Annotated in this window: 10 protein-coding genes; 9 read left to right on the top strand and 1 reads right to left on the bottom strand. The window is 52.7% G+C overall.

What is annotated here, in order from left to right; genetic code table 11:
• Position 1: 1 nt before the first annotated feature.
• Positions 2-664, bottom strand: coding sequence for a B3/B4 domain-containing protein (locus E7746_RS10340; protein ID WP_136410727.1), 663 nt, complete (start codon positions 662-664; stop codon positions 2-4).
• Between the two features lie 187 nt (positions 665-851).
• On the opposite strand from E7746_RS10340, the gene E7746_RS10335 reads away from it, so the two are divergent.
• The 9 genes from E7746_RS10335 (at position 852) to E7746_RS10295 (ending at position 12064) form a co-directional block, all read left to right on the top strand.
• Entirely contained in the window at positions 852-2099 is a 1248-nt protein-coding gene (locus E7746_RS10335) for an efflux RND transporter periplasmic adaptor subunit (RefSeq protein WP_123395737.1), read from the top strand.
• Positions 2100-2101: 2 nt separating this feature from the next.
• A complete protein-coding gene (locus tag E7746_RS10330; protein WP_136410726.1) occupies positions 2102-3403 on the top strand; it encodes an ABC transporter permease in 1302 nt (433 codons plus the stop codon).
• Positions 3404-3409: 6 nt separating this feature from the next.
• Positions 3410-4714, top strand: a complete 1305-nt coding sequence (locus E7746_RS10325; protein WP_136410725.1) for an ABC transporter permease — start codon at positions 3410-3412, stop codon at positions 4712-4714.
• Between the two features lie 73 nt (positions 4715-4787).
• Entirely contained in the window at positions 4788-5453 is a 666-nt protein-coding gene (locus E7746_RS10320) for an ABC transporter ATP-binding protein (protein WP_135946856.1), read from the top strand.
• Positions 5454-5481: 28 nt separating this feature from the next.
• Entirely contained in the window at positions 5482-6780 is a 1299-nt protein-coding gene (locus tag E7746_RS10315) for an ABC transporter permease (protein ID WP_136410724.1), read from the top strand.
• A gap of 12 nt (positions 6781-6792) precedes the next feature.
• On the top strand, positions 6793-8034 hold the full coding sequence (locus E7746_RS10310; protein WP_136410723.1) for an ABC transporter permease: 1242 nt from the start codon (positions 6793-6795) through the stop codon (positions 8032-8034).
• 16 nt (positions 8035-8050) lie between these two features.
• Entirely contained in the window at positions 8051-9313 is a 1263-nt protein-coding gene (locus E7746_RS10305) for an ABC transporter permease (protein ID WP_123395742.1), read from the top strand.
• A 5-nt stretch (positions 9314-9318) separates the two neighbouring features.
• Positions 9319-10554: an ABC transporter permease gene (locus tag E7746_RS10300; protein ID WP_168184363.1), complete on the top strand. Its 1236-nt coding sequence runs from the start codon at positions 9319-9321 to the stop codon at positions 10552-10554.
• Between the two features lie 25 nt (positions 10555-10579).
• Entirely contained in the window at positions 10580-12064 is a 1485-nt protein-coding gene (locus E7746_RS10295; RefSeq protein WP_136410721.1) for a TolC family protein, read from the top strand.
• The last annotated feature ends 36 nt before the right edge of the window (positions 12065-12100 follow it).

The following is a 12100-nucleotide window of genomic DNA, read 5'->3' as shown; positions in this document are numbered from 1 at the left end:
CTTATCGATAGGTGGTGACCTTTATGTCGGTTGCGCTGCAGTACTCCTCAAGGAGTCGTGTGGCGAGAGCCACCGTGTCGTCAACCGGCATCTCCTCGCCGTAGACATTGATGCACATCAGCAGACGCCGGGTGTCGTCAGACAGTTTGGTGCGTTCATTGTCGCTTGTGGGAGTTCCTACGCCTCCCACCTCGTCACGATAGACCGGCATGCAGGCAATGTTGAGCTGTCCGCGTCCTATCGCTTCAAAATCCTCGCCCTCGCGTCCGGCACCGAGCGACAGAGTGTCGCCTGCGATCTTGTCGGCGTCAAATCCGCCAATTGAATATCCCGAAGCCACCGACACTACGTTTATCAGGTCGACGAGGTCGCTGATGAAGTATAGCTCCATGCCCTTTACGATGCGCCGGCACAACGCCTCGCTCGACGGGCGGTAGCGGTTGGGCTCCTTGCCGAGCGCCTTGTAGGCTGCGCGGGTGGCGGCTATTGCGGGTCGCTTGTTGATGTCAGGCATTGTGTAACGGCGTTTTATCTCCTCCCCGAGCGCGAGAAATTCCTCTTTCAGCTTGGGTGTGGTGGGGTGGTTGGTCACGTTGGCCTCTATGGTGACCACCTGCAGGTCAGGGGCCGCGTTACGCACAATGTCCTCTATTTTTATTTCCATCGTTCAGTCGTTTATAGCGACAAATTTAATAAAAATCGCGGAGATGTGACGGCGTGATGTGCGAAAACGGACAGATGTACGGAATCGGACACCGCTTAAAAATGTGAAATCGCTGATTGTTAACGGTTTATAATTTTGGCACGATTAATGTAGTATAATGTTGCAGAATATTAATTTTAGACCGATAATGGACAGAGAAATTCCAAAAGAAGTGCGCGACAAAGAGCGCCGCAATCGAATCATCAAGTATGCTGTGGCAGTTGGTGCGGTGGTTGTAGTAATTGCTGTGGTTATGTCGCTGATGCGCAGCAGTGTCAATAAAAAGGACATTGTGCTGGCTACAGTCGACCGTGGAACAATCGAATCGAGCGTAAGTGCCTCGGGTAAAGTGGCTCCGGCATTTGAGGAGGTCATAAACTCGCCTATCAGCACCCGCATCGTCGAGGTTTACCGCAAGGCCGGCGACAGCGTGGATGTGGGCACACCGTTGCTCCGCCTCGACCTTCAGAGCACCGAAACCGAGCTTAACAAGCTGCTCGACCAGTCGCAGATGAAACAGTACGAAATCGAACAGATGAAGCTCAACAACAACACCCGCCTGAGCGACCTCGCCATGAATGTAAAGGTAAAGGCCATGGCAGTAAGCCGCATGGAGGTGGAGTTGCGCAACGAGCGTTACCTCGACAGCCTCGGCTCGGGTACAGGCGACAAGGTGCGTCAGGTCGAACTGGCCTACAACACCGGTAAGCTTGAGCTTGAGCAGCTGCGCCAGCAGCTTGAAAACGAGCGTCAGGTGCGTGACGCCGACCTGCGTGTAAAGGAGCTTGAACTGAACATCCACAACAAGAATCTTGCCGAGATGCGCCGCACCCTCAGCGAGGCTCAGGTGCAGTCGCCCCGCAAGGCCACGCTCACCTACATCAACAACCAGGTGGGACAGCAGATCGGAGCCGGTGAGCAGATTGCGATAATATCGGATCTCAGCCACTTCAAGGTTGACGGCGAGATTGCCGACTCCTACGGTGACCGTGTAAGCGTGGGCAGCCATGCCATCGTGAAGATTGGCCGCGAGAAGCTCGACGGAACGGTGAGCAACGTGACTCCGCTGTCGCGCAACGGCGTGATTGCATTCTCGATTCAGCTCGACGACGACAGCCATGCGCGACTCCGTTCGGGACTGAAGACCGATGTGTATGTGATGTGTGATGTAATCGAGGATGTGGTGCGCATTGCCAACGGTTCCTATTACATGGGCAAGGGCGATTACGACCTCTTTGTAGTGACGGGCGGTGATGAGCTTGTAAAGCGCAAGGTGCGCCTCGGCGACAGCAACTTTGAGTTTGTCGAAGTGGTGAGCGGCCTTGAACCCGGCGATCAGGTGGTTGTGAGCGACATGAGCGACTACAAGAACTCCAATAAACTTAAACTGAAATAATCATGAACTGGACTCAGGCTTGTAAGCAGGCGTGGAACGAGGCCCGGCAGCACAGCGTGTACACCTCGCTCTACATTGCGGGTGTGGCTCTTGCCATTGCGCTTACAATGATATTTGGAGTGATATATTTTGTGAAGATGGCCCCCATCTATCCCGAATACAATCGAGCCAACACCTACAGCATCGAATATGTCACATTCAGGGATACGACCAATTACAGCTCGATGAGCGGACGCCTCGGATATAATGCCGTAAAGGAGTGGTTCTACACGCTCAAAAATGTCGAGCATGTAACGGCTATGACATCGTTGGGCGGCATGACCATCTACACCGATAATAATAAGGAGGGTGTGAGAATGTCGTCAAAGGGAGTCGATCCCGATTTCTTCAAGGTGTTCAATCTTGAATTTGTCGAGGGAAAACCGTTTACCGAAGAGGAACAGAATTTGCCTGTAGCCGTGATAACCGACCGGGTCGCCCGACAGCTGTTTGGCACCGATGAGGGTGTTACAGGACGCACATTCAAGATCAGCATACAGGAATTTGTTGTAAAAGGCGTGGTAAAGGAGGCGAGCCGCCTTACTCCGGCGAGCTATTCGCAGATCTACTATCCCTATATGTGTCTACCCGGTTACGATTCGGGCTGGGGAATGAACGGCCAGTTGACAAATATGGGAAACTTCCTGGTCTACATGACTGTTAAGGACGATGATCAAGTCAAGGCACTGAAACGCGAAGTGCAGGAAATTGCCCATAAATTCAACACATCGGGGGGCACAGTGGAAGTAAACCTCTACAATCAGCCGTCAAGTCACTTTGAAGTGGCATTGAGGGAGTCGCCTACCGATGATTTCTCGTGGAGCAGTGTAATACGACGCAATATAATAATACTGCTTGTGCTGCTGTTGATTCCGTCGCTCAATCTTAGCGGAATGATAGCCGGACGAATGGAGAGCCGCATGTCGGAGATGGGAATACGCAAGTCCTACGGCGCAGGCAGCGGAATTTTGATGAAGCAGGTGCTGTTTGAGAATTTCTTGTGGACTGTGGCCGGCGGAGTCATAGGGCTCGCCGCCGCATGGATAGTCCTGGCGCTTGAGCGTGAGTGGATTTTCAAGCTGTTTGAAAACAATCCGGGTTCATCAGTAACCGATGTGCACCTGTCGGGCGAAATGCTCTTCAGCCCCGTGATATTCGGCGGAGCTCTTGTGCTGTGCCTTATGCTGAATCTTATGTCGGCGTTCATCCCCACATGGCGAGCCATGCGTCGGCCTATCGTTACTTCACTGTATGAAAAAAGATAACAGGCTATGTTTAAACTTATAATAAAAAATCTTTGGAGCCGTCGCAAGCGTAACGGATGGCTGCTTGCCGAGCTTATACTCGTGACAGTAGTGGCTTGGGTGATAATCGACCCTCTTGTAATGGCTGTGGTGGTCAAGACGACTCCCTACGGATATGACACCGACCGTCTTGTCGATATAAGCATGGGCTCCTACTCCTATGGTATGTCGGGTTATGACGAAAGTCAGACCGACTCGGCTTCATTGGCCGAAAATGCTATGCGCATCTACAATCGGCTCAAAAGCAATCCTCAGATAGAGAGCGTGACACGCAAGACCTACACCGGATTGGGCGGTACAAGCTATTCGTCAAATTCATTCAAGGTCGACACTGTGTACATCATGTCACGCACAATTTCATTCACACGCGGAGATAACTATTTCACTACCCATGGCATCAAGTCGTTGCCGGGCAGTCCGTCGGCCGAGGAGCTTTCAACAATGAGCTATGCCTCACCAGGTGAGTGTGTAATTACCGAGAGCCTCGCCAAGCTTATGTTTCCTTCAGTCCCAAATCCCATAGGGCACTATCTTAATGAAAATATAGAGGATTTCCAGCCCGGCGAGTGGGACTTCAAGGTGGCGGGTGTAGTGGAGGATGTGCGTCCCGACCCGTTCCAGTCGGTTGCGCTTACAATATTTTCGCCGAGAGAGGCACTTCCGTTGGATGTTGGTGGCGGTTACATGGTGCGACTGAAACCGGGAGTCGATTCGCGTAAATTTGCTCGTGAACTGAAGGAGAATCATGCCGATGAGCTGAAAGCCGGCAACTACTACCTGAGTGACGCCGAGGCTCAGGAGGAGATTCTTGAAGAAACCTGCTATTCGGCGGGATGGACAAATACGATACGCCTCAAAACAATGCTTGCCGTGTTCTTTTTCGTCAACCTATGTCTTGGGGTAGTGGGAACATTTGTGTTGCAGACCCGCAAGCGTTCCGAGGACGCCGGAGTGATGCGCTCGTTCGGAGCCACTCCCTCCTATATCGTGAAGATGATGCTCGGCGAAGGATGGTTGCTCACCACTGTCGCATGGGTCGTGGGATGTTTCCTCTACCTGCAATATGCCTTGGCCGAGGGACTTGCCCATACCCACAACATCGCCGACTACTACGATTACGACCCGTCATGGACCTCCAACTTCGGCATCCACTTCACCGTGGTGTCGCTCGTGGTCTACGTGATGCTGCTGATTGTCGTGACCGTGGGCATATCGATTCCCGCAAGTCGCATAAGCCGTGTAAAGCCGGTTGACGCACTGCGTGACGAATAAACTCAAAATCAATAAAAATCAAGAAATAAACAAAAACCAATAAAAACCAATAAAAACCAATAAAATTATGTCAATAATCAAGCTTAGCGGAATCAACAAGATCTACCGCACAAACGAAATCGAAACTCTTGCACTGGAAAACGTAAACATAGAAGTGCCTAAAGGTGAATTTCTCAGCATCATGGGCCCGTCGGGTTGCGGAAAGTCGACACTCCTCAATATCGTGGGTCTTCTCGACTCGCCCACAAGCGGAACCGTTGAAATCGACGGCACTTTGGTAAAGGACATGAAGGATAAGCAGCTTGCAGCATTCCGCAACAAGGAGTTGGGCTTTGTGTTCCAGAGCTTCCACCTCATCAACTCGCTCAACGTAATTGATAATGTGGAGCTGCCGCTGCTTTATCGTAAAATGTCGGCTCGCGACCGCAACCGCATGGCCCGCGAGGTGCTTGAACGCGTGGGACTTAGCCATCGCATGCGTCACATGCCCACTCAGCTTTCGGGAGGTCAGTGCCAGCGCGTGGCAATTGCGCGTGCCATCGTGGGAAATCCCGAGATAATCCTTGCCGACGAGCCCACCGGTAACCTTGACTCTAAGATGGGTGCCGAGGTGATGGAGCTGCTCCACAAGCTCAACAAGGAGGACAAGCGCACAATCGTCATGGTGACCCACAACGAGGAGCAGGCCAAGCAGACCGACCGCATCGTGCGTTTCTTCGACGGCCGTCAAGTACAGTAAAACACACATTTATTTAAAGGATTAAGTAATGAAGCTTATTAATTTCATAAAGCAATCGTGGACGGCGATGAGGCAGCAGTCGATGCTGAGTATTGTCACCATCGTGGGTACCGCCCTTGCTATATTCCTCATCATGATTGTGGTGATGATAGAGCAGGTCAAGGTGGCTCCCTATTCGCCCGAGAGCAATCGCGACCGCATGCTCCACGCCACATGGGCCTCGATCAAGAGTGTCGATGAGAGTCAGGGTTGGTCGAGCAACGGCCCGTTGAGCTATCAGAGTGCCAAGGCATTGTACAAGGATATCGAAGAGGCCGAGGCTGTGACCATATATTGTCCCAGTACCGAAAGGGAAGTCGTTGCATTTCCCGGCAAACCGCCCGTTGAGGTAGATCTCCGTCAGACCGACGATGTGTATTGGCGAGTATTCGACTTCAAGGTAATTTCAGGAAAGCCCTACAACGAGGCCGATTTTGAGGCCGGACTTCCGGTGGCTGTGATAAGCCGCAGTGTGGCCCGTGCGGTTTTCGGCAGTGACGATGTTGCCGGAAAGGAGTTGCTTATAGGTCACGCTCCCTATAAGGTGGCGGCGGTGGTCCAGGATGCTTCCACACTCGCCACTCATGCCTACGGACAGGTGTGGATTCCGTTTACCTCGACCGAGGTTGTAAATAACACTTGGAACGGTGTGATGGGTGGTCTATGTGTCACTATACTTGCCCATGACGAGGATGACTTCGACGAAATCAGGGCATCGGTGCTTCGCAACTACGACCGTTACAACAAGGAGATTGAGGAGCCTACAGGATGGAAGTTCATCGATCTGGGCCGACCCTATACCACCGAGAAGGATGCTTATGCCTTCGGTGCCAATGTCGAGCCTGACATAAAGGCCGAAAGACGCTCGCGTTACATTGTGTACCTGATTCTGCTGATAGTGCCTGCCGTCAACCTCAGCAGCATGACCGAGAGCCGTTTGCGCCGACGCATTTCGGAGATAGGTGTGCGCCGTGCGTTTGGTTGCTCACGCAAGCAGATAGTGTTTCAGATAATTGGTGAAAACATGTTCATAACGCTTATTGCCGGTATTCTCGGATTGCTCATGAGCGTGGTGTTCTCCTACCTGTGCAACTCGCTGTTGTTCTCCGAGCCTTATGGCAGTACATTCAATCCTCCTGCAGTCGATGCATCGATGCTCATTCAGCCGTCGACATTCCTGTGGGCGTTGCTGTTCTGCTTCATCCTGAATGTGCTTAGCAGCGGCATTCCCTCGCTGCGAGCATCACGCACCGATATAGTCAAGGCTCTTAACGGCAACAAACATTAATTCGTCACGACAATGTTCAAGAAACTTTTTACACAGATAAAGAATGAGTGGCGCAGCAATCTGTGGCTCGCTCTCGAGATGCTCATAGTAAGCGTGGTGCTGTGGTTTGTAGTCGACTATTTCTATGTCACGATCTACAACTACAATCTTCCGCGAGGCTTTGATGCAAGCAATTGTTATAGAATAGGTGTGGCACAGCTCACCGACAAGAGTCCCGAATACATTCCCGATCGTTCAGGCGATGAAATCAGGCAGGATGTTGAAACACTGCTGAGCCGCATAAGAATGCGTCCTGAGGTGGAATTTGTGTCGTTATCGTCAAATTCCTATCCCTACAACGGATCCAATAGCGGAACATCGATAAGATACGACACTATATACCCACGTAATTTTGCGGTGTATCGCAATGTCACACCCGACTTTGTGCAGGTGTTCCGTTACGAGGGCGCTCGCGGAGAAACTCCGGCCCAACTTGCCGAGATGCTCAACAGGGGCGAGGTGTTGATTTCCGACAATCTCTTCATGTATGACAACGTTAAAGGCGTAGACATCGTAGGCGAGGGATTGTATCTCGACGGTGACACTACACGTACCTATCGCATAGGTGCTGCGCTCAATGAAGTGCAGTATAACGACTACGGCGGATGGGGCGACGACCTCACACTGGTGGTTTCACGCGATGTCATCGACTATGGTCAAGAGTATTGTGTGCGTGTAAAGGAGGGCTATACCAAGGATTTCATTAAAAATTTCATGGATGATGCCGACAGGCTCTATCGCGTGGGCAACTTCTACATCACCGATGTAAAGTCGTTCGACCAGATACGTGACAATTACCAGCGTTCATATACCAACCAGATAAGAAACTTCTGTGTGGGCATGGGCTTCCTGTTGCTCAACATTTTCCTCGGACTGCTCGGAACTTTCTGGTTCCGCACCCAGCAGCGTGTCAGCGAAATAGCCATACGCATGGTCAACGGCGCAACACGAAGCTCGATATTCGGCCGCCTCATAGGCGAGGGACTGTTGATACTTACCGTAGTGACGGTGGTTGCAATAGGCTTCGATATACTCATATCCTATCTTGAACTCAACCAATGGCTTAACGGCAACAAATATCTTTCATGGGGACGCACTTCGCTGTGTGTGCTGATATCCTATGTGCTGATGGCCATAATGATAAGTGTAGGTATCGCTTTCCCGGCTTATCGTGCAATGCACATCCAGCCTACTGAAGCCCTGCATGATGAATAACGACTGACAACCGATAATGAAACAATTCTTTAGGCAGACATTCAATCTGCTTGCCGAAAACAAGCTGCACTCGTCGATCGTGATTGTAGGCACGGCCGTTACAATGGCGTTTGTGATGATGGTGGTGATGACATTTGATTTCCGTGCGGCTGACCTCGCTCCCGAGAGCCACCGCAGCCGCACGGTCTACATGTCACCGGGCCACATCAACATGGTCGACGGCACCAATCACTCCTCGGGCATGGGCAAGATTCCGTTTGACGCGCTGTTTACGGCCTGTCCCGGAGTCGAGCTGGCCACGTGGAGCGGCTATCTGGCCGAGTCGTCGGTGTCGATGCCCGGCGGTGCCGACAAGCATCGTTTCTTTGTCAACGATGTGGCCGCCAACTGGTTTGACATGTTTGACTACAACTTTATTGCCGGCAAGCCGTTTATCGAAGCCGAGTATGACGGTCATCCGCGTGAGGCTGTGGTGAGCCGCACTGTTGCACGCAAGCTTACGGGCGGTGACCCTGCCTCGATCGTCGGGCGTGAAATTCTGGTGAATTTCCGCCCGGTCAAGGTGACGGGCGTGTATGAGGATGTGAGTCAGGTGTTTCAGACTGCCTACAGCGATGTGCTGCTGCCGTTTACCGGTGAGAAGAACGTAGCAATGGGCGGCTTGGCGGGTCGCCGCCGGGGTGTGCTGCTGCTCGCTCCCGGAGCCGATGTCGACGATGTGGCCCGTGAGGTGGCGAGGCGTGAGGAGATGCTCAACTCCCGTGGAAGTGATTTTGTGTTCCATCTGGAGCGGTTGTACAACCATGTCGACTACACCTTCTTCCGCGATGCGATGATAAATCCGCGTCTTGTCTACGGACTTCTCATAGCCGTGCTGCTGATAGTGCCCGCGCTCGGACTGTCGGGGCTGATCAACGCGCAGATGCAGTCGCGCCTCGGCGAGATTGCAATCCGCAAGGCCTACGGAGCCACCAATCGTGGCATAATGGGCCGATTGTTTGCCGAGAATCTTGTAGCTACATTCATCGGAGCGGTCATCGGTTACATCCTGTCGTGCCTGCTCGTGTGGGCATGCCGCCGGTGGATATTTGCCGAGATGACCGACCGCATGTCGGGAACGATGGGCGACATAGGCCTTGACGGCAGCCTGTTTGTGCATCCTGTCATAGCCCTTTACGCCCTTGCGGCCTGCCTTGTGTTTACCACGGTTGCCACGGTGGTTCCCGCATGGATGTCGACTCACCGCAGTATTGCAATAACCTTGAAAGGAGGAGAGTGACGATTATGTTCAATCAAGTATTAAAGCAGTTGTGGAACGCGCGTCGTTCAAATGCCTGGATATGGGCGGTGCTGCTCGTGGTGAGCGTGCTGCTGTGGTTTGCGCTCGACATTATATATAATTATGAGGCCGCAGCCCGCAAGCCGCTCGGATATGATGTCGACGGCCTGTACAACATCGAGCTGCGTTACAACTGGACCACCAATGCCGACTCAACCCTGGATGAGGACAACCGGACCATATACAATCTCATAAAGGACTATCCGCTTGTCGACAAGATATGCTATTACAGGGGCGACGAGCCGTTCAGCGACAACCGCATGTATGAGGGATTCACGCCTCACAGCGATTCAACGTTCACGGTGTCAACCTTTATTAGGCTTGTCAGTCCGGAGTTCTTCGATGTCTACAACGTAAAGCCGATCTACGGCTCAATCGACAGCGAGCATTGGTCGCAGGGTGAGTATCCCGTGCCGGTGGTCATGACACGCGAGTTGGCCGACTCGGTGTTTGGCGATGCATCCCGGGCGGTAGGCAAGACCTGCTACAACCCCTACTATCTGATGGCCAACATTTCGACCAACTACAAGGTGGTGGCGGTGGTAGCCGATCAGAAGCCTTTCGGCTACAGCCGTTACGAGAAGATGATCTACATGCCCAATCAGCCTGAGGCGTTGCCCTACAGCAACATCGTCGTGAGTGTCAAGCCCGAGAATCGCGCCACGTTTGCCGAGAAGTTCTATGCCGACATGCGTCAGCCTCTTGAACGCGGTGTATTCTACCTGCTCGGAGCCGAGCCGTTGTCGGCCAGGAAGGAAGCCTACGACCTGTCGCACGGAACGGTCAACTACCTCAACACTACCTACATTTTCATCGCGTTTTTCATGTTCATGGTATTCCTTATCGTGCTCGGCTCGTTTATGATGCGCACGCGTCGCCGCCGCTGCGAGATAGGTGTACGCATGGCCATGGGCAGCTCACGCCGAATGGTGATGCTGCAGCTGATGGGCGAGGGGCTACTGCTGCTTGCACTGGCATTGCTGCCGGCGCTTGTCGTGGCACTTAACATTATCAACGCCGACATCACGGTGAACACGTTGACCGACATGTCGGCACTGCTGTTCATCGTAACCTTTGGCACTGCGGCGCTGCTGCTTGCGCTGGTGATTGTGGCTGCGATATATCCGTCGGCCCGTAAGGCCATGAATCTTGACCCGGCTGAAACACTGCATGATGAATGAAAACCCGTTAAATAAATTACCGATTATGAAACTGAACAAGATATTTGCCTGCCTGCTTGTGGCCTCCGCGGCCTGGCAGGGCGGTTACGCGCAGGAAACCAAGCGTAACATAACACTTGAGGAAACCATCAACCTGGCCCGCGCACAGAGCGTGAACGCCGCTGTGGCGCTTAACGAGCTAAAGGCCGCTTACTGGGAATATCGCACTTTCCGCGCCGATCTGCTTCCCGAGGTCAATTTCTCGGCTAAGTTGCCGGGCTACTATAAGAGCTACTCACCCTATCAGCTCGACGACGGTTCCTACACATTTGTGCGCAACAACTACATGCAGATGAACGGTGAGCTGTCGATTTCACAGAACATCTGGTTTACGGGCGGTACGCTGTCGCTCAACACCTCGCTCGACTTCCTGAAGCAGCTCGAGGGCGACAAGTACAACCGATTCATGTCGATTCCCATCGCGCTGACATTGAATCAGCCCATATTCGGCGTCAACCACATCAAGTGGAGCCGCCGCATAGAGCCGGTGCGTTACGAGGAGGCCAAGGCCGCGTTCCTGTCGGCAACCGAGCAGGTGGCCATGACTGCGATAAACCACTTCTTCAATCTGCTGATGAGCAAGGAGAGCGTCAATGTGGCCAAGCAGAATCTCGCCAACGCCGAGAAGCTCTATGAGGTTGCGCTGGCAAAGCGGCAGATGGGTCAGATAAGCGAGAACGACCTGCTGCAGCTTGAGCTAAACAAGCTTAACGCCCAGTCGACCCTTACCGACAGCGAGAGCTCGTTGAAAAACAATATGTTTCAGCTGCGTTCATTCCTCGCCCTTGACGAGTCGGAGGATCTTGAGCCGGTGTTGCCCGGCACAGTGCCCGAAGTGATGGTACACTATGACGATGCGCTCGATAAGGCGCTTTCCAACAACTCATTTGCCAAGAACATCCGTCGCCGTCAGCTTGAGGCCGATTACGAGGTGGCCAGGGCAAAGGGCAATCTGCGCCAGATAACGCTGTTTGCTCAGGTGGGATACACCGGAACCGCCGATAACTTTGACATGGCCTACAGCGGGTTGAAGGACAACCAGATTGTGGAGGTGGGATTCAAGATTCCCATCCTGGACTGGGGAAAACGCCGCGGACAGGTGAAGGTGGCCGAGAGCAACCGCGAGGTGGTGGAGAACCGTCTGCGTCAGGAAACGATGGATTTCAACCAGAACCTCTTCATCCTCGTAGAGCGTTTCAACAATCAGCGCGCACAGCTCAATATCGCCGACATGGCCGACCAGATAGCACAGAAACGCTACAACACCAATGTGGAAACCTTCATGATAGGCAAGATTTCGACTCTCGACCTCAACGATTCGCAGGCCAAGAAGGATGAGTCGAGAAGGGACTACATCAATGAACTCTTCTACTACTGGTACTACTACTATCAGTTGAGGAGCGTGACGCTGTGGGATTTCGACAGCAGCACCAGCATTGACGCCGACATTGAATCGATAATTAAACATTGAAAAAATAGGCCGATAGGGTTGAAATGAGTAAATTTG

It is taken from the genome of Muribaculum gordoncarteri, from assembly GCF_004803695.1.
Classification (GTDB): Bacteria; Bacteroidota; Bacteroidia; order Bacteroidales; family Muribaculaceae; genus Muribaculum; species Muribaculum gordoncarteri.
This window is presented reverse-complemented; position numbering and strand designations above follow the sequence as displayed.